Annotated in this window: 18 protein-coding genes; 5 read left to right on the top strand and 13 right to left on the bottom strand. The window is 62.2% G+C overall.

Features of this window, described 5'->3' with window-relative positions:
• Positions 1-23 precede the first annotated feature (23 nt).
• The 4 genes from J1G34_RS02965 (at position 24) to J1G34_RS02950 (ending at position 3,473) form a co-directional block, all read left to right on the top strand.
• The gene (locus J1G34_RS02965) at positions 24-629 is read left to right on the top strand and encodes an LPS-assembly lipoprotein LptE (RefSeq protein ID WP_065886849.1); all 606 of its coding nucleotides are present in this window, start codon (positions 24-26) and stop codon (positions 627-629) included.
• Positions 630-668: 39 nt separating this feature from the next.
• Positions 669-1,706, top strand: a complete 1,038-nt coding sequence (gene holA / locus J1G34_RS02960) for a DNA polymerase III subunit delta (protein WP_222993259.1) — start codon at positions 669-671, stop codon at positions 1,704-1,706.
• 214 nt (positions 1,707-1,920) lie between these two features.
• Positions 1,921-2,085 (top strand): alternative ribosome rescue factor ArfA, encoded by a 165-nt coding sequence (gene arfA, locus J1G34_RS02955; RefSeq protein ID WP_003176285.1) that lies wholly within the window; start codon positions 1,921-1,923, stop codon positions 2,083-2,085.
• Between the two features lie 62 nt (positions 2,086-2,147).
• Positions 2,148-3,473 (top strand): lytic murein transglycosylase, encoded by a 1,326-nt coding sequence (locus J1G34_RS02950; RefSeq protein ID WP_065895174.1) that lies wholly within the window; start codon positions 2,148-2,150, stop codon positions 3,471-3,473.
• Between the two features lie 109 nt (positions 3,474-3,582).
• Here J1G34_RS02950 and J1G34_RS02945 read toward each other — a convergent pair whose 3' ends face one another.
• The 13 genes from J1G34_RS02945 to J1G34_RS02885 all read right to left on the bottom strand — a co-directional run bounded on the left by J1G34_RS02945 (position 3,583) and on the right by J1G34_RS02885 (position 16,087).
• Positions 3,583-4,500, bottom strand: a complete 918-nt coding sequence (locus J1G34_RS02945) for a S66 peptidase family protein (RefSeq protein ID WP_065895173.1) — start codon at positions 4,498-4,500, stop codon at positions 3,583-3,585.
• 180 nt (positions 4,501-4,680) lie between these two features.
• Entirely contained in the window at positions 4,681-5,682 is a 1,002-nt protein-coding gene (gene lipA / locus J1G34_RS02940) for a lipoyl synthase (RefSeq protein WP_162276339.1), read from the bottom strand.
• Positions 5,683-5,707: 25 nt separating this feature from the next.
• Positions 5,708-6,355, bottom strand: coding sequence for a lipoyl(octanoyl) transferase LipB (gene lipB, locus J1G34_RS02935; protein WP_122561191.1), 648 nt, complete (start codon positions 6,353-6,355; stop codon positions 5,708-5,710).
• Positions 6,355-6,630, bottom strand: coding sequence for a DUF493 domain-containing protein (locus J1G34_RS02930; protein ID WP_065886843.1), 276 nt, complete (start codon positions 6,628-6,630; stop codon positions 6,355-6,357). The genes lipB and J1G34_RS02930 overlap by 1 nt, the downstream gene beginning before the upstream one ends.
• Positions 6,631-6,714: 84 nt before the next feature.
• Positions 6,715-7,872 (bottom strand): D-alanyl-D-alanine carboxypeptidase family protein, encoded by a 1,158-nt coding sequence (locus J1G34_RS02925; protein ID WP_065895170.1) that lies wholly within the window; start codon positions 7,870-7,872, stop codon positions 6,715-6,717.
• A gap of 183 nt (positions 7,873-8,055) precedes the next feature.
• On the bottom strand, positions 8,056-9,060 hold the full coding sequence (locus J1G34_RS02920) for a septal ring lytic transglycosylase RlpA family protein (RefSeq protein WP_065895169.1): 1,005 nt from the start codon (positions 9,058-9,060) through the stop codon (positions 8,056-8,058).
• Positions 9,060-10,070, bottom strand: coding sequence for a lytic murein transglycosylase B (gene mltB / locus J1G34_RS02915; RefSeq protein WP_065895168.1), 1,011 nt, complete (start codon positions 10,068-10,070; stop codon positions 9,060-9,062). The genes J1G34_RS02920 and mltB overlap by 1 nt, the downstream gene beginning before the upstream one ends.
• A gap of 17 nt (positions 10,071-10,087) precedes the next feature.
• Positions 10,088-11,191 (bottom strand): rod shape-determining protein RodA, encoded by a 1,104-nt coding sequence (rodA, locus tag J1G34_RS02910; RefSeq protein WP_057724897.1) that lies wholly within the window; start codon positions 11,189-11,191, stop codon positions 10,088-10,090.
• Positions 11,192-11,222: 31 nt separating this feature from the next.
• On the bottom strand, positions 11,223-13,121 hold the full coding sequence (mrdA, locus tag J1G34_RS02905; protein ID WP_122463509.1) for a penicillin-binding protein 2: 1,899 nt from the start codon (positions 13,119-13,121) through the stop codon (positions 11,223-11,225).
• A gap of 15 nt (positions 13,122-13,136) precedes the next feature.
• Positions 13,137-13,604 carry a 23S rRNA (pseudouridine(1915)-N(3))-methyltransferase RlmH gene (gene rlmH / locus J1G34_RS02900; protein WP_003176297.1) on the bottom strand — a complete coding sequence of 156 codons (468 nt, stop codon included), beginning with the start codon at positions 13,602-13,604 and terminating at the stop codon, positions 13,137-13,139.
• A 9-nt stretch (positions 13,605-13,613) separates the two neighbouring features.
• Positions 13,614-14,108, bottom strand: a complete 495-nt coding sequence (gene rsfS / locus J1G34_RS02895) for a ribosome silencing factor (protein WP_003176298.1) — start codon at positions 14,106-14,108, stop codon at positions 13,614-13,616.
• Positions 14,109-14,177: 69 nt separating this feature from the next.
• Positions 14,178-14,822: a nicotinate-nucleotide adenylyltransferase gene (nadD, locus tag J1G34_RS02890; RefSeq protein WP_065886838.1), complete on the bottom strand. Its 645-nt coding sequence runs from the start codon at positions 14,820-14,822 to the stop codon at positions 14,178-14,180.
• Positions 14,822-16,087: a glutamate-5-semialdehyde dehydrogenase gene (locus J1G34_RS02885; RefSeq protein WP_065895166.1), complete on the bottom strand. Its 1,266-nt coding sequence runs from the start codon at positions 16,085-16,087 to the stop codon at positions 14,822-14,824. The genes nadD and J1G34_RS02885 overlap by 1 nt, the downstream gene beginning before the upstream one ends.
• Before the next feature lie 175 nt (positions 16,088-16,262).
• On the opposite strand from J1G34_RS02885, the gene J1G34_RS02880 reads away from it, so the two are divergent.
• Entirely contained in the window at positions 16,263-16,949 is a 687-nt protein-coding gene (locus tag J1G34_RS02880; RefSeq protein ID WP_065895165.1) for a DNA-3-methyladenine glycosylase, read from the top strand.
• Positions 16,950-17,014 lie beyond the last annotated feature (65 nt).

The following is a 17,014-nucleotide window of genomic DNA, read 5'->3' as shown; positions in this document are numbered from 1 at the left end:
CTGGTTTCAAGGGGAGCAACAACATGATCAAACGCAATCTGCTGGTAATGGGCCTGGCCGTTCTTTTGAGCGCTTGCGGCTTCCAGCTGCGCGGCACCGGCACCAATGAATTGTCGCTCAAGGAACTCGACGTCAGCGCACGTAACGCCTACGGCGAAACCGTGACGCAACTGCGCCAGAGCCTGGAAAACAGCGGCGTGCACGTCTATAGCGGCGCCACCTACAAGCTGAACCTGGTCGATGAGCGCGAAACCCAGCGCAACATCAGCTACGCCAGTGCCGGCCGCGCCTCCGACATCGAGTTGGCCACCACCGTCAGCTTCGAAGTACAGGGCCGCGATAACTTGCCGCTGATGGGCGACAAGATCCAGGTCCAGAAAGTCGTGAGCCACGACGGCAACAACCTGGTGGGTTCGGACTCCGAGATCCTTCAGGCGCGCAAGGAAATGCGTCGTGACCTGGTTCAGCGCATGATGACTCGCCTGCAACTGCTCAACCCGGAAAAACTCGCCGAGTTGCAGCAAATCGCCGACAACAAGGCCAAGGCTGACGCCGATGCCCTGAAGGCGGCGCAAGAGTACGAAGACAACACGCCGAAACAGTCGCCTGTTGAAGTCCCTGTCGAGTAAGCCAAACGGGGCGCTCCTGGCGCCCCGTTCGCCCTGCCTATGAAACTTGCCCCCGCCCAACTCGCCAAACACCTGCAAGGTGGCCTCGCGCCTGTCTATATCGTCAGCGGCGATGATCCACTGCTGTGCCAGGAAGCGGCCGACGCCATTCGCTCGGCGGCGCGCCAGCAAGGTTTCGATGAGCGCCAGGTATTCAGTGCCGACGCCAGTTTCGACTGGGGAACATTGCTGCAAGCCGGCGCGAGCATGTCGTTGTTTGCCGAAAAACGTCTTTTGGAACTGCGCCTGCCTTCGGGCAAGCCGGGCGATAAAGGCGCGGCAGCGTTGATCGAGTATTGCTCGAGACCTGCTGAAGACACGGTGTTGCTGATCAGCCTGCCCAAGCTGGATGGCAGTGCGCAGAAAACCAAATGGGGCAAGGCCCTGGTGGAAGGCCCGCAGACCCAGTTCATTCAGATCTGGCCGGTGGACAGCAGCCAGCTGCCGCAGTGGATTCGCCAACGCCTGTCACAGTCGGGGCTGTCGGCCACGCAAGAGGCCGTCGAGCTGATCGCCGCCAGGGTCGAAGGCAACCTGCTTGCCGCCGCCCAGGAAATCGAAAAGCTCAAGCTGATGGCCGAAGAGGGGCAGATCACTGTCGAAACCGTGCAGGGCGCGGTGGCTGACAGTGCGCGCTTTGATGTATTCGGGCTGGTGGACGCGATCCTCAACGGCGAACCCGCTCACGCCCTGCGCATGCTCGAAGGGCTGCGTGGCGAGGGCGTGGAGCCTCCGGTGATTCTCTGGGCTCTGGCCCGGGAGCTGCGGGTACTGGCCAACATTGCCTTGCAGTACAGCCAGGGCATTCCGCTGGACAAATGCTTCAGCCAGGCCAAGCCGCCGGTGTGGGACAAGCGCAAGCCCCTGATGAGCAAGGCCCTGCAACGGCACTCGGCGCAACGCTGGGCGCAACTGCTGCTCGAAGCACAGCGCATCGACGCACAGATCAAGGGCCAGGCGGCCGGTTCGCCGTGGATGAGCCTGAGCCGTTTGTCGCTGTTGATGGCCGGCCAGCGCCTCACCCTGCCAGCCGAATAACCCTGCTTCCAAAAACACCCTGAATCCAATGTAGGAGCGAGCTTGCTCGCGAAAAACGTCAACGATAACGCGTATTTCCTGAATGAACGCGGCGCCTGTGAGTTTTTCGCGAGCAAGCTCGCTCCTACAGGGGTTGTCGCCGGGCTTTACAGCCGGGCCACTTCGGCAGATGATTTGCTCCGCTCCATTCCACACCCAAGCGAGAGAATCCATCATGAGCAAAAAGCCATCCAAGCATGGCCCGAACAAGGCCAAATCCATCATCGCCCAGCCACTGTTCCGCAGCCGTCAGGAACGCGCCGGCAAGGGCAAAGGCAGCTACCGCCGCGAAGCCTTCCAGTCTAACAGCTGGGAGGCTTCTTACTTTCTGGCTGCCTGAAGGCAAGCGCCCCTCTGGCATGATAAGGTCTGCACTTGATTTGTAACCCCCTGGACCTGTGCATGCCCTCTAGTCTTTCCCGTCGCTGGCACCTTCGCCAGTTGATTGCTGCCTCCAGCCTCATTCTGCTTGTCGCCTGCGCGGAAAAACCCACCGCCGCGGACGCTCAACCCCTGCCCCCGCTCAAGACCGCACCGGCCATCGCGCCTGCCGTCGTGGCGCCGTTGGCAGTGGATAACCTGGACATCCAACCGACCCAGACCTTCGCCGAATGGCAGGCCGGGTTCCGTGCACAGGCCCTGCAAGCCGGGATCAGCGCCGAAGTCTTCGATAACGCCTTCGCCGGCGTCAGCCCGGACATGGCCGTGATTCGCGCCGACCGCAGCCAGCCGGAGTTTTCCCGTCCGGTGTGGGAATACATTGATGGTGCGCTGTCGCCGCTGCGCGTGCGCAACGGCCAGGCGTTGCTGGTCAAGTACGCCGATATCCTGCAGCGCATCGAGGAGCGTTACGGCGTTGATCGCCAGGCACTGGTCTCGGTGTGGGGCATGGAAAGTAACTTCGGCCAGTTCCAGGGCAATAACTCGGTGATCCGCTCCCTCGCGACCCTGGCCTATGAAGGCCGCCGCCCGGCGTTTGCCCAGGCACAACTGCTGGCGGCGCTGCAGATCATCCAGCACGGCGATATCCCGGCCGACCAGATGAAAGGCTCCTGGGCCGGCGCGATGGGCCAGACCCAATTCATCCCCACCACCTACAACACCCACGCGGTGGATTTTGACGGTGACGGTCGCCGCGATATCTGGAACAGCCCGGGGGACGCCCTCGCCTCCACTGCCCATTACCTGCAAAGCTCCGGTTGGCAGAAAGGCCAGCCGTGGGGCGTTGAGGTGCAGCAATTGCCATCGGGCTTCGACTATTCCCTGGCCGATGGTGGCATCCGCAAGACCGTCGCCGAATGGCTGAAACTGGGTATCCAACTGCCGCCCGGCGCGAGCCTGCCGGCCAACGTCGAGCAACTGTCCGCCGCCCTGCTGCTGCCGGCCGGCTACCGTGGCCCGGCGTTCCTGGTGCTGGATAACTTCCGTGCAATCCTCAAGTACAACAATTCGTCGTCCTATGCACTGGCTGTTGGCCTGCTGTCGGAGCGTTTTGGTGGCGGTGGGGTGATTCGCGGGAGCTGGCCAAAGGATGAGCTGCCCCTGAGCCGCTCGCAGCGTATCGACCTGCAGACGGCGCTCAGCGCCAAAGGTTATGACGCGGGCAACGCCGACGGGATCATCGGCGCCAACACGCGCAAGGCGATTCGGGCGGCGCAGCAAGCACTGGGCTGGCCGGCGGATGGGTATCCGACGGTGAAGTTGCTGGAGGCGCTGCTGGGCCAATAGATTGGCTTATGGCGACTGGTGCCATCGGGGGCAAGCCCCCTCCCACATTTTGAAATGCATTCCAGGTGTGGGAGGGGGCTTGCCCCCGATAGGGTCTGGCAGGCGACCCCTATTTACAGACTACGTCCTGCTCCAGCACCACCCGCTGCTGCCCCGCATCCAACCGCACCAACGCGCCCATCGGCAGCGTCAGGTTCGGATCGCAATGCCCACTGCGCCAGCCAGCCAGCACCGGAATGCACAGCGGTTCGAAGGTCTGTTTCAACAGCCGCTCCAGCGCCCCGTTATCCACACCCGACACATCCCCCACCAACACCCCCGCAACCTGGTCGAGTTTGCCCGCCAGGCGCAGGTGCGTCAGCAAGCGGTCGATGCGATAGAGCGGCTCGTTGACGTCCTCGATAAACAGGATGATGCCTTCAGCGTCAATTTCATAAGCGGTGCCCATCACCGCCGCGATCATCGACAAGTTACCGCCCAGCAAGCGCCCGCAGGCGATGCCTGGCTCGATCGTGGTCAAGGGGTAGGCCACCGGATGCGTGAGCACACTGCCGGCACCCAACTGGCCACGTAACAGGCTGAACAGCGATGACTCGGTAGGTGGTTGCTTGCCGCCGAGCAGGTCGGCATTGAGCATCGGCCCGTGGAAAGTGACGAAGCCGGCGTAGCGGTTGATCGCCAGGTGCAAGGCGGTGATGTCGCTGTAGCCGACGAAGGGCTTGGGGTTGGCGCGCAGCAGGTCGAAGTCCAGCGCGTCGAGCAGACGTGGCGTACCGTAGCCGCCGCGCAGGCAGAAGATGGCATCGATTTCCGGGTCGGCGAAGGCGGCGTGAAGGTCGCGCAGGCGCACTTGATCGCTGCCGGCCAGGTAGCCGTCGCGTTCATACACACCGGGGAAAATTCGCAGTTCATAGCCACGGGTGCGCATCCATTGCCCGGCTTTTTCGACGTCCAGCGCAGCAGGGCCGGCCGGGGCGATCAGGCCGATGGTGCCTTCGAGGCGCAATGCAGGTACGGCGGTAGTCATGCACAATTCTCCCTGATATGACGCATAACGAAATGTGGGAGGGGGCTTGCCCCCGATGGCGGCGTGACAGCCAATACTCAAGGGACTGACACACCGCAATCGGGGGCAAGCCCCCTCCCACATTGGATCTGCGGTGGCGGGCAGATCTCTATTAGCAACTCTTTATTACGAAACTCTTTATCAGGATACCAGGCTCGCCTTGACCAGCTTGGCCTGTTCATCGGCGTGGTACGAAGACCGTACCAGCGGGCCCGATGCGACGTTCTTGAAGCCCATCTTGTAACCTTCCTCGGCGAACCAGGCGAAGGTGTCCGGGTGCACGAAGCGCTGCACCGGCAAGTGGCTGCGGGACGGTTGCAGGTATTGGCCCAGGGTCAGCATGTCGATGTCATGCTCACGCATGCGCTTCATGACTTCGATGACTTCTTCGTCGGTTTCGCCCAGGCCCAGCATAAGGCCGGACTTGGTCGGGATGTGCGGCATCATTTGCTTGAATTTCTGCAGCAGGGTCAGCGACCACTGGTAATCCGACCCCGGACGCGCGGCCTTGTACAGGCGCGGCACGGTTTCCAGGTTGTGGTTGAACACATCCGGCGGCTCGGCGGCGGTGATTTCCAGCGCCACGTCCATGCGCCCACGGTAGTCGGGCACCAGGGTTTCGAGCATTACGTTGGGGGACAGTTTGCGGATTTCACGAATGCAGTCGGCAAAGTGCTGGGCACCGCCGTCACGCAAGTCGTCACGGTCGACCGAGGTGATCACTACGTATTTGAGTTTCAGGTCGGCGATGGCAATGGCCAGGCTTTGCGGCTCGTTGACGTCCAGCGGCTTCGGCCGGCCGTGGCCCACGTCGCAGAACGGGCAACGACGGGTGCAGATGTCGCCCATGATCATGAAGGTGGCGGTGCCGCCGGAGAAGCACTCACCCAGGTTCGGGCAGGACGCTTCTTCGCACACGCTGTGCAGCTTGTGTTTGCGCAGCAGGGCCTTGATACGGTCGACTTCCGGCGAGACCGGGATACGCACGCGAATCCAGTCAGGCTTTTTCGGCAGTTCGGTGGTCGGAATGATCTTCACCGGGATGCGTGCAACCTTCTCGGCGCCGCGCAGCTTGACGCCGGCTTCCACCTTGGCACGTGGGGCCGGGGCTGGACGCTCGGTGATGTCCAGCGTCGGGATCATGGTTTGCACAACATCAGTAGTCATATCAATCGATTCCGCCCGTCAGGGTCGTCTGCTCAGCATAGTCGAGGTGTTTGACGAGCTGCGCGCGCAGCCGGGCACTTACCTCGGCAAATTCTATGGGTGTTGCATGGTCGCTCAACTGGGTCATCGCAAGACCCGCATAACCGCACGGGTTGATCCGCTGGAACGGGGCCAGGTCCATGTCCACATTCAGGGCCAGGCCATGAAAGGAACAACCGTGCCGAATGCGCAGCCCGAGGGAAGCGATTTTCGCGCCCTCCACATACACACCCGGTGCATCGGGCTTGGCCGCAGCGATCACGCCGTAACTGGCCAGCAGCTCGATCAGGCAAGCCTCCATGCGGCTGACCAGATCACGCACGCCAAAGCCCAGCTTGCGCACATCCAGCAACAGATACGCGACCAGTTGGCCAGGCCCATGGTAAGTCACTTGCCCCCCTCGGTCGACCTGCACCACCGCAATATCACCCGGCAGCAGCAGATGCTCGGCCTTGCCGGCCTGGCCCTGGGTGAATACCGGTGGGTGCTCGACCAGCCAGACTTCATCCGGTGCCGAGGTGCCGCGCTCGTTGGTGAAGCGCTGCATGGCATGCCAGACGGGCTCGTAGTCCATCCGGCCGAGCTCGCGAAAGCCCAGGACGTGCGACATCACAGCACCATGTGCACGAAGCCGGTGGCCCGCAGTTCGCTGTTGATGTTGTAGAGCTGGTCCTGATCCGTCGCAACGATGTGCAACTGGATCGTCGTGTATTTACCCGTGGAGCTGGAACGCTCGTCCACGCGGTTGTCGTTGATGGTCGCGTGTTTGCGCACAATCTCGAGAATCGTGTCTTTGCGACCTACGCCGGTATCGCTGATCACCTTGATGGGGTAATCCGTCACCGGGAATTCGATCTTTGGCGCCTTTACTTCTTTATCGGTCATGGCAGAACGGCCTCGTAAGCGGTAAGCCGTGGCGACGGCAAAGCCCCGCGTCGGATCAACGCGGGGCTTTGCAGGTGCACACAATCAGTTGAACAAGCCGTAGAAGAATAGACGGATGCTATCCCACACGCGGCGGAAGATACCACCTTCGTCGACGGCGTCCAGTGCGATCAGGTCGGCGCTGTGCACCACCTTGTCTTCGAGCTTGACTTCAACCTTGCCGATCACATCACCCTTGGCGATTGGCGCAACCAGTTGCGGGTTCAGGGTCATGCTGGCGGCGAGCTTTTTCAGCTGGCCTTTAGGCATGGTCAGGGTCAGGTCATCGGCCAGGCCGGCCTTGACCTGGGAGGTCGCGCCCTTCCAGACCGGCGCGGTCGCAAGCTCGGTGCCCTTCTGGTAGAAGGTCTGGGTTTCGAAGAAGCGGAAGCCGTAGGTCAGCAGCTTTTGCGTCTCGGCCGCACGGGCCTGCTCGCTGTTGGTGCCGAAGACCACGGCGATCAGGCGCTGGCCATCACGTACGGCGGACGACACCATGCAGTAGCCGGCTTCGTCGGTGTGGCCGGTTTTCAGGCCGTCGACGGTCTTGTCGCGCCACAGCAACAGGTTGCGGTTAGGCTGCTTGATGTTGTTCCAGAAGAATTCCTTCTGGGAGTAGATGGCGTAGTGCACCGGGTCGACACGGATGATCGCGCGGGCCAGGATCGCCATGTCGTGAGCCGACGAATAATGCTCAGGGTTCGGCAGGCCGGTCGGGTTCATGAAGTGGCTGTTGGTCATGCCCAGGTCGCCGGCCGTCTTGTTCATCATGTCGGCGAACGCATCTTCGCTGCCGGCGATGTGTTCGGCCAGGGCCACGCTGGCGTCGTTACCGGACTGGATGATGATGCCGTGCAGCAGGTCGCTGACCGTGACTTGCGAGCCAACCTTGATGAACATCCGCGAACCACCGGTGCGCCAGGCGTTTTCGCTGACGGTTACCGGATCATTCTCGCCGATCTGGCCGCGACGGATTTCCAGGGTCGCGATGTAGGCGGTCATCAGTTTGGTCAGGCTGGCAGGCGGCAGGCGCACGTCACCACCGCTTTCGACCAGCACGTTGCCACTGGCGGCATCCATGAGGACCCAGGCCTTTGCGGCCAGTTGCGGGGAAGCCGGCACCATCTCAACCGCCCAGGCGGCCGGGGTGATGATCAGCGAGATAAGCAGGCACGTACGTTTGGCTAAGGTGGTGATGTTCATCCGTCTCTCGAAATTGCTTATGGAAACTTGCCCTCGCGGGCAAAACTATTCAGACAGCCCGCTTCCAGACTGTCACGTGTTCGGTTGCCCGCTCACCCCTTGCCCCTGGGTTTTATTGTTCAACGAGCCAACAACCAGGGCCCGGGCACGCGCACGCACCTGGACCGTCAATCCTGTATTGCCTTATTCCGCAGTCACTACGCTGGGCTGCCCCAGGTTAGCCAGGCGTACGCTGTTCTGCACTTGCGCAACCTCGCTCGGCGAGCCGATCGGCCCCATACGCACTCGGTGCAGGGTCTGCTGGTTACGCACGATGGAGCTGATGAACACTGGCGCGCTGACCATGCCGCTGAGCTTGGACCTTAACAGTTCTGCCGCATCCGGGTTGGCGAAAGCGCCCACCTGCAGGTACTGCCCGCCCACCTTGGAGGCGCCGGGCGCCGCATGGGGCACGACCACCGTATCCGGAGCATGCTGCGCCGGCGGCGGTGTCCATTGTTCGATCTTGCCGGTCGACGCCGTCACTTGCGGTTGCGGGGTTTGCGGCTCGTTGAGCATCAACGGCGCCGGCTTGCCACGCTGGGCCCAGTACTGCGCCGGGTCGATGCCTTCGACTTTCACCCGCGCGGTACCGATTTCGGCGTAACCGAGTTTCTTCGCAGCGGCATAGGAGAGGTCGATGATCCGGTCCGAATAGAACGGCCCACGGTCGTTGACCCGCAGAATCACGGTGCGGTTGTTGTCCAGGTTGGTCACGCGCACATAGCTGGGCAGCGGCAGGGTCTTGTGCGCCGCACTCATGCCGTACAGGTCATACACTTCGCCGTTGGCGGTGTTCTGGCCGTGGAACTTGGTGCCGTACCAGGACGCCGTGCCCGACTGCACGTAGGTCTTGGATTCCTGCAGCGGGAAGTAATTCTTGCCCAGCACGGTATAGGGGTTGGCCTTGTAGGGGCCGGAGTGCAGGGTTGGCGTGGCATCCGGGATCTTGGACACATCCACGTCCCACCACGGCGCGCCGTCCTTGTGCGCACGGTTGATGTCCAGGCCCGGCTGGGCGCGAACCACCGCACCGCCGGCCTTCTTGGCCGGCGCTCGATTCGGTGTCGTGGAGCAACTGGCGATCAGCAGGGACAACGCGGCGAACGCCACCAGCTTGAGCGGTTTTTTGAACGGCGATACCCGCATTACTTGTTGCCCCGTGCTTGAACCAGCTCGTCTGACAGCTGATGCACGGCCATGGCGTACATCACACTGCGGTTATAACGCGTGATTGCGTAGAAATTCTTCAGGCCCATCCAGTATTCCGGGCCATTTTCACCTTCAAGGCGGAACGCCGTCACCGGCATATCATCGCGTGGCGCATTCTGACTCGACCAGCCCAGCGCTCGCAACTCCCCGACGGTCTTCACCGGGTCGATTCCCTGGGTCAGGCCTTCATCGGCACGCTCGCCCGTCACATCGGCGCGCACAACCACCGGTTCTCCGCCGACCCAGCCGTGGCGCTTGAAGTAGCTGGCCACGCTGCCGATGGCATCGTCGGGGTTGCTCCAGATATTGATATGCCCGTCGCCGTCGAAATCCACCGCGTAGGCGCGAAAGCTGCTCGGCATGAACTGCGGCAAGCCCATCGCCCCGGCGTACGAGCCCTTGAGGGTCATCGGGTCGACCTGTTCTTCGCGGGCCAGCAACAGGAATTCGCGCAGCTCCTTGCGGAAGAACTCGGCACGCGGCGGGTAATCGAAGCCCAGGGTCGACAACGCGTCGATCACCCGGTAACTGCCGGTGTTGCGCCCGTAAAAGGTTTCAATGCCGATGATCGCGACGATGACCTGGGCCGGCACGCCATATTCCTGCTCGGCGCGCGCCAGTACCGCCTCGTGCTGGCGCCAGAAGTCCACGCCCCGGGCCACACGGGCGTCGGTGAGGAACATCGGACGATATTCCTTCCACTGCTTGACCCGCTCGGCGGGGCGCGAGATGGCGTCGAGGATCGCCTGCTTTTTGCGCGCTTCGCGGAACACGCCCATCAGCTGTTCACCGGCGAAACCGTAGTCGCGGGTCATCTCACCGACGAATTCGGCGACCTGGGGTGAGCCATCGTAGTCACCGGCCTGCACCTCCTGCGTTGCGCCCAGCAGCCCGATCAGGCCCATCCAGGACGCATGCCGAGTGGCCCAGCCGCGCATTACTTGCATTGACATCTTCACCTTATTCAAACCTGAGCGATCCATTTGCGATGCGTATGAATCGACATCAAAACCCCAAACGCTGACAGCAATGTCACCAGCGAAGTTCCGCCGTAGCTAATGAATGGCAACGGCACCCCAACCACCGGCAACAGGCCACTGACCATACCGATGTTGACGAAAACGTAAACAAAAAACGTCATGGTCAGACTGCCGGCCAGCAACTTGCCGAACAGCGTCTGCGCCTGCGCGGTAATCACCAGCCCGCGCCCGATCAACAGCAAATAGATCAGCAGTAGCGCGCAGATGCCTACCAGGCCGAACTCTTCGCCCATCACCGCGATAATGAAGTCGGTGTGGCTTTCGGGCAAAAAGTCCAGGTGCGATTGGGTCCCCAGCAGCCAGCCCTTGCCGAACACGCCGCCGGAACCGATGGCGGCCTTTGACTGGATGATGTTCCAGCCGGTACCCAGCGGGTCGCTTTCGGGGTCGAGGAACGTCAGGATCCGCTGCTTCTGGTAGTCGTGCATAAAGAAGAACCACATGGCCACCGCCACCGGCACGGCAGCGGCCAGCACGCTGAGAATCCAGCGCCAGCGCAGGCCGCCCATGAACAGTACGAACGCGCCCCCCGCCAGGATCAGCAACGAGGTGCCGAGGTCCGGCTGGCGCACGATCAGAATGAACGGCACGCCGATCAGGATCAGGCTGATCCCCACATGCTTGAGCTGGGGCGGCAAGGTGCGCTTGGACAGGTACCAGGCGATGGTGGCCGGCATCAGGATCTTCATGAATTCCGACGGCTGGAAGCGAATCACCCCCGGGATGTTGATCCAGCGGGTCGCGCCCATGGCGTTGTGCCCCATCACGTCCACCACCACCAGCAGCAACACCCCGGCGACATAGCCCAGCGGCACCCAGCGCGCCATGAACCGCGGCTCGAGCTGGGCGATCACCACCATCGACAACAGGCCCAGGCCGAACGACGACGCTTGCTTGATCAGCAGGTCCCAGTTCTTGCCGCTGGCCGAATACAGCACAAACAGGCTGCCGGCCGCCAGTATCAGCAGCAGCACCAGCAACGGGCCGTCAATGTGCATGCGTTGCAGCAACGTCGCACGGCGACGCATCACATCCTCACTGGAGAGGATGCGGTCAAAATTACTCTTCACGGGCCGTAACCTCGGGGCTGGAAGGGGGGCCGCCATATTCGGGCTTGAGCTTGCCGTCGGGGGCCAGCAGCCAGGCGTCCATGATCTGGCGCACCACAGGCGCAGCCACACCGGAACCGGACTCGCCGTTCTCCACCATCACCGCCACCACGATTTTCGGGTCATCGGCAGGGGCAAAGCCGACAAACAAGGCGTGGTCGCGGTGGCGCTCCTGCACCTTGGAGCGGTCATATTTTTCACCCTGCTTGATCGCGACTACCTGGGCGGTACCGCTCTTGCCGGCGATGCGGTATTGCGCGCCGAGCGCCGCCTTGCGTGCGGTGCCGCGAGCGCCGTGCATCACCTGCTGCATGCCATGATTGACCTTGGCCCAGTCGGAAGGGTCGCGCAGCACGATGTCGGGGATCGGGTTCTCATCCACCGGTTTCTCGCCCTCGATGGTCCTGGCCAGGTGCGGCCGGTTCCACACGCCCTTGTTCGCCACCAGCGCAGTTGCCTGGGCCAGTTGCAGCGGGGTGGCCTGCATGTAGCCCTGGCCGATGCCGAGAATCAGGGTTTCGCCGGGGAACCACGCCTGGCGGCGCGTCGCCCGCTTCCATTCGCGCGAGGGCATCAGGCCGGGAGACTCTTCGAACATGTCCAGGGAGACCTTCTGGCCGAGGCCGAACTTGCCCATGTAGGCCGCCAGGCGATCGATCCCCAGCTTGTGGGCCAGGTCATAAAAATAGGTGTCGTTGGAGCGCATGATGGCGGTGTCCAGGTCGACATAGCCGTCACCGGAGCGGTTCCAGTTACGGTATTTGTGATCGTAGTTGGGCAGCATGTAATAGCCGGGGTCATAGACCCGGCTCGAGGCGGTGACCACCCCGGAATCCAGGCCGGCAATCGCCACCGCCGGCTTGATGGTCGACCCCGGCGGATACAGGCCGCGCAGCACCCGGTTGAACAGCGGCCGGTCGATGGAGTCGCGCAATTCGGCGTAGGCCTTGAAGCTGATGCCGGTCACGAACAGGTTGGGGTCGAAACTCGGCTGGCTGACCATGGCCAGGACTTCGCCGGTCTTCGGGTCCAGCGCCACCACCGCACCGCGACGACCGCCCAGCGCCATTTCGGCGGCTTCCTGCAACTTGATGTCCAGGCTCAGCACGATGTCCTTGCCCGGCAAGGGGTCGGTGCGCTTGAGTACGCGCAGCACGCGGCCACGGGCGTTGGTCTCGACTTCTTCGTAACCCACCTGGCCGTGCAGTTGGGGCTCGTAGAAACGCTCGATGCCGGTTTTACCGATGTGATGGGTGCCGCTGTAATTGACCGGATCGAGGCTTTTGAGCTCTTTCTCGTTGATGCGCCCCATATAGCCGACCGAGTGGGCAAAGTGCGGCCCCTGCGGGTAATGCCGCACCAACTGCGCCACCACTTCCACGCCCGGCAGGCGGAACTGGTTCACCGCGATCCGCGCGATCTGTTCTTCGTTCAACTCGAACAGAATCGGCACCGGCTCGAAAGGTCGGCGCCCCTGCTTCATGCGTTTCTCGAAAATGACCCGGTCTTCCGGCGTCAGCTGCAGCACTTCGACAATCACATCGAGCACTTGCTGCCAGTCGCCGGAACGCTCGCGGGTCATGCTCAGGCTGAAGCTGGGCCGGTTATCCGCCACGACCACGCCATTGCGGTCGAAAATCAGCCCACGGGTCGGCGGGATCGGTTGCACATGCACCCGATTGTTTTCCGACAAGGTGGAGTGATACTCGTACTGGATCACCTGCAGGTAATACAGACGGGCGATCAGCACACCAATCAATGCCACCACCATGATCGCGCCAAATACCACGCGCGCGCGTACAAGACGTGCGTCCTTCTCGTGGTCCTTGATGCGGATCGGCTGGGTCATCGGCTATGGCGCAGATTATTTGTGATAAGGGTGCCCGGACAGAACTGTCCAGGCGCGATACAGCTGTTCACCGATCAGAATCCTTACCAACGGGTGCGGCAGCGTGAGCGCCGACAGCGACCAGCGCTGATCGGCCCGCGCACAGACTTCCGGCGCCAGCCCTTCGGGGCCGCCGACCATGAAGTTGACGGTGCGCGAGTCCAGGCGCCAGCGGTCCAGTTCCACCGCCAACTGCTCGGTGCTCCAGGGCTTGCCGTGCACTTCGAGGGTGACGATGCGCTCGTTGGGGCCGACCTTGGCCAACATGGCTTCGCCTTCCTGACGGATAAAGCGCGCCACGTCGGCGTTCTTGCCCCGGGTATTGAGCGGTATTTCCACCAGTTCAAGCGACAGCTCGGCAGGCAGACGCTTGGCGTACTCGTGCCAGCCCTCTTCCACCCACTTGGGCATGCGTGAACCGACAGCGATCAGACGCAGGCGCACAGCCGTTCCTTATTCCTGGTCTTTGTTGAGCTTGTCGAAGTGCGCGTGGCCCACTTCCGGGCTGTGGTGCTTGCCATCGGCGGCACGGCTCTGCTCGGCGCCTTTCCACAGACGCTCCAGGTCGTAGAACTGGCGGGCGTTGCTGGTCATCATGTGAACGATCACGTCGTCCATGTCCAGCAGCACCCAGTCGCTGTCGCCCTTGCCTTCTTCACCCAGCGGCTTTACGCCCTGGGCTTTGACGGCTTCACGAACCTTGTCCAGCATCGCGCCGATCTGGCGGTTGGAGGTACCGGTGGCGATGATCATGAAGTCGGTGATGCTCTGCTTGTCGCGTACGTCCAGCACCTGGATGTCCTGGGCCTTGACGTCTTCCAGGGCCGCCACGGCGACTTTTACCAGCTCTTCACCGGCCAGTTCCGGGCCAACGTGGGCTTCTACCGGCAGCGGTGCGCTTTTGAAGGTGCCTTTGCGCTTAACTTTGCTTACGTCTTTGTTCGTCATATAAAACTCGTTTTGCTCGTATGTTAGGGCTCTCGCTGCACGATTTTTCGTGCATTCAAGCGCGCCTTTTCAGTTCGACGCACGGTAAAGCCCGTGCGCATCGATGTAGGCCAGGACCGCGTCAGGCACCAGGAAACGTACCGACTTACCGCTGGCCAGCAGTTGACGGATCTGGGTGGCGGACACCGCAAGCGGGGTCTGCCAGACGAATGCAATATTCCCGTTCGGCCCGGTCAGGGCCAAGGGGTCACTTACCGACCGCGCGGCCAGCAGGTTGCGCAAGGCATCCGGCGGTTCGCTGTCGGCATCCGGGCGTTGCAGAACCAGGATGTGGCAATGCTGGAGGAGTTCCTCCCAGCGGTGCCAAGAGGGCAGGCCGCAAAATGCGTCCCAGCCCAAAAGCAGAAACACCTGGTCATCGGCGGCCAACTCGGCGCGCATCAGTTCCAGGGTGTCGACAGTGTAGGACGGTTTATCGCGTTTGAGCTCGCGATCGTCCATCACCAGCGGTGCTATGCCCTCCACCGCAACGCGCACCATTTCCAGGCGCTGCTGTGCGGACACCTGCGGCGTATCGCGGTGAGGCGGCCGGAAATTGGGCATCAGGCGCACCTCATCCAGCGCCAGGGCATCCGCGACTTCCAGGGCACTGCGCAAATGGCCGATGTGCACGGGGTCGAAAGTACCGCCGAGCAGCCCGATGCGTTTAGCCATCAAGTGCGCACATGACCGTCGCCGAACACCACGTACTTCTCGCTGGTCAGGCCTTCCAGGCCGACCGGGCCGCGTGCGTGGAGCTTGTCGGTGGAAATGCCGATTTCCGCCCCCAGGCCGTACTCGAAACCATCGGCAAAGCGCGTCGAGGCATTGATCATCACTGAAGCGGAATCCACTTCAGTGAGGAAACGCCGGGCATCGCTGAAATGCTCGGAGACGATGGCGTCGGTGTGCTTGGAGCCGTAGGTGTTGATGTGTTCGATGGCCTGGTCCAGGTCGTCGACAATGCGGATCGACAGGATCGGCGCGGTGTATTCGGTGTACCAGTCCTGCTCGGTGGCCTCGATCACGTCCGCGCCCAGCAGCGCACGGGTACGCTCGCAACCGCGCAATTCCACAGCCTTGTCGCGGTAGATGGCCGCCAGCGGCGGCAGCACGCGCTCGGCAATGCCGGCGTGCACCAACAGGGTTTCCATGGTGTTGCACGGCGCGTAGCGGTGGGTCTTGGCGTTGTCGGCGATGCGGATCGCCTTGTCGAGGTCGGCGGCGATGTCGATGTATACGTGGCACACGCCGTCCAGGTGCTTGATCACCGGCACCTTGGCGTCGCGGCTGACGCGCTCGATCAGGCCCTTGCCACCGCGTGGCACGATCACGTCGACGAATTCCGGCATGGTGATCAGTGCGCCAACGGCGGCGCGGTCAGTGGTTTCCACCACTTGCACCACTTCGGCAGGCAACTCGGCCACGGCCAGGCCTTGCTGGATGCAGGCGGCGATGGCGCGGTTGGAATGGATCGCCTCGGAACCGCCACGCAGGATGGTGGCGTTGCCTGACTTCAGGCACAGGCTCGCGGCGTCGATGGTCACGTTCGGACGCGACTCGTAGATGATGCCGATCACGCCCAGGGGCACGCGCATCTTGCCGACCTGGATGCCGGACGGCAGGTAACGCATATCGCGAATTTCACCGATGGGGTCAGGCAACTTGGCCACCTGACGCAAGCCTTCGATCATGTCGTCGATACGCGCCGGGGTCAGTGCCAGGCGGTCCAGCAGGGCCGGCTCCAGGCCATTGGCGCGGCCGTTGGCCAGGTCCTGTTCGTTGGCGGCGGCCAACTCGGAGCGCGCAGCATCCAGAGCATCGGCGGCGGCCAGCAGGGCACGGTTCTTCTGCGCGGTGCTCGCACGAGCGATCAACCGCGAGGCCTGACGGGCAGCGCGACCCAGGCGGGTCATGTAGTCAAGAACGGACTCAGTCATGGGTCAGGAAGTCTTGGCAAAGAGGAAAGCGGCAGATTATAGCTGTGACGCCGCCTGACTGACAGCGGTGAGGGGCGGATGGTCGAAATGAACTGTAAAAACCTGGGGTTCAGCGGTAATTAAGGTGAGAGTTGTTATGATTCCGTCACATTTAGCCGTAATAACCCTGAACGTTATGTCCACCATCACGCCCGAACGCCCCGCCAGCGCCCTCCCCGACAGCTTCTTCGACCGCGACGCCCAGCTGCTCGCGCAAGAATTGCTCGGCAAAGTCATTCGTCATCGTGTCGGCCAAATCTGGCTTTCAGCGCGGATTATTGAAACCGAAGCCTATTACGTGGCCGAAAAAGGCAGTCACGCCTCACTCGGTTACACAGAAAAACGTAAGGCTTTGTTTCTGGATGGTGGGCATATCTACATGTACTACGCCCGTGGCGGTGATTCGCTGAACTTCAGCGCCCATGGCCCGGGCAATGCCGTGCTGATCAAATCGGCCTATCCCTGGGTCGATGAGAGGTCCGGGCCGGCGAGCCTGGCGCACATGCTGTTGAACAACCCCAACCCCGACGGCAGCCCGCGTCCTTCGCAGAAACTCTGTGCGGGCCAGACGCTGCTGTGCAAGGCGCTCGGCCTGAAAGTACCGATGTGGGATGCCAAGCGCTTCGATCAGGAACGGTTGTATGTCGAGGACGTGGGCCAGGTGCCCACGCAGATTATCCAGACCACACGGCTGGGCATTCCCAGTGGGCGCGATGAGCACTTGATGTACCGCTTCGTCGATGCTGGCTATGCGCCTTATTGCACACGGAACCCGCTGCGGCGCGGGCAGGTCGAAGGCCGCGATTATTTTTTGATTGGATGATGCTTGCAGCACAGCGGCTCCCACCGTTGATCATCAGCGTTTGAGCATATGCATTACAGAGATGG

Source organism: Pseudomonas sp. Wu6 (assembly GCF_019891515.1).
Classification (GTDB): domain Bacteria; phylum Pseudomonadota; class Gammaproteobacteria; order Pseudomonadales; family Pseudomonadaceae; genus Aquipseudomonas; species Aquipseudomonas orientalis_A.
This window is presented reverse-complemented; position numbering and strand designations above follow the sequence as displayed.

What these genes read in the sequence shown, in the direction of transcription:
- rsfS (WP_003176298.1), bottom strand. Translation starts at nt 14,108, where the DNA reads ATGACGAACAAAGACGTAAGCAAAGTTAAGCGCAAAGGCACCTTCAAA.
- nadD (WP_065886838.1), bottom strand. Translation starts at nt 14,822, where the DNA reads ATGGCTAAACGCATCGGGCTGCTCGGCGGTACTTTCGACCCCGTGCAC.
- J1G34_RS02950 (WP_065895174.1), top strand. Translation starts at nt 2,148, where the DNA reads ATGCCCTCTAGTCTTTCCCGTCGCTGGCACCTTCGCCAGTTGATTGCT.
- J1G34_RS02920 (WP_065895169.1), bottom strand. Translation starts at nt 9,060, where the DNA reads ATGCGGGTATCGCCGTTCAAAAAACCGCTCAAGCTGGTGGCGTTCGCC.
- J1G34_RS02925 (WP_065895170.1), bottom strand. Translation starts at nt 7,872, where the DNA reads ATGAACATCACCACCTTAGCCAAACGTACGTGCCTGCTTATCTCGCTG.
- mltB (WP_065895168.1), bottom strand. Translation starts at nt 10,070, where the DNA reads ATGCAAGTAATGCGCGGCTGGGCCACTCGGCATGCGTCCTGGATGGGC.
- rodA (WP_057724897.1), bottom strand. Translation starts at nt 11,191, where the DNA reads ATGCGTCGCCGTGCGACGTTGCTGCAACGCATGCACATTGACGGCCCG.
- arfA (WP_003176285.1), top strand. Translation starts at nt 1,921, where the DNA reads ATGAGCAAAAAGCCATCCAAGCATGGCCCGAACAAGGCCAAATCCATC.
- mrdA (WP_122463509.1), bottom strand. Translation starts at nt 13,121, where the DNA reads ATGACCCAGCCGATCCGCATCAAGGACCACGAGAAGGACGCACGTCTT.
- J1G34_RS02930 (WP_065886843.1), bottom strand. Translation starts at nt 6,630, where the DNA reads ATGACCGATAAAGAAGTAAAGGCGCCAAAGATCGAATTCCCGGTGACG.
- J1G34_RS02945 (WP_065895173.1), bottom strand. Translation starts at nt 4,500, where the DNA reads ATGACTACCGCCGTACCTGCATTGCGCCTCGAAGGCACCATCGGCCTG.
- lipA (WP_162276339.1), bottom strand. Translation starts at nt 5,682, where the DNA reads ATGATCCCGACGCTGGACATCACCGAGCGTCCAGCCCCGGCCCCACGT.
- J1G34_RS02965 (WP_065886849.1), top strand. Translation starts at nt 24, where the DNA reads ATGATCAAACGCAATCTGCTGGTAATGGGCCTGGCCGTTCTTTTGAGC.
- J1G34_RS02880 (WP_065895165.1), top strand. Translation starts at nt 16,263, where the DNA reads ATGTCCACCATCACGCCCGAACGCCCCGCCAGCGCCCTCCCCGACAGC.
- J1G34_RS02885 (WP_065895166.1), bottom strand. Translation starts at nt 16,087, where the DNA reads ATGACTGAGTCCGTTCTTGACTACATGACCCGCCTGGGTCGCGCTGCC.
- holA (WP_222993259.1), top strand. Translation starts at nt 669, where the DNA reads ATGAAACTTGCCCCCGCCCAACTCGCCAAACACCTGCAAGGTGGCCTC.
- lipB (WP_122561191.1), bottom strand. Translation starts at nt 6,355, where the DNA reads ATGTCGCACGTCCTGGGCTTTCGCGAGCTCGGCCGGATGGACTACGAG.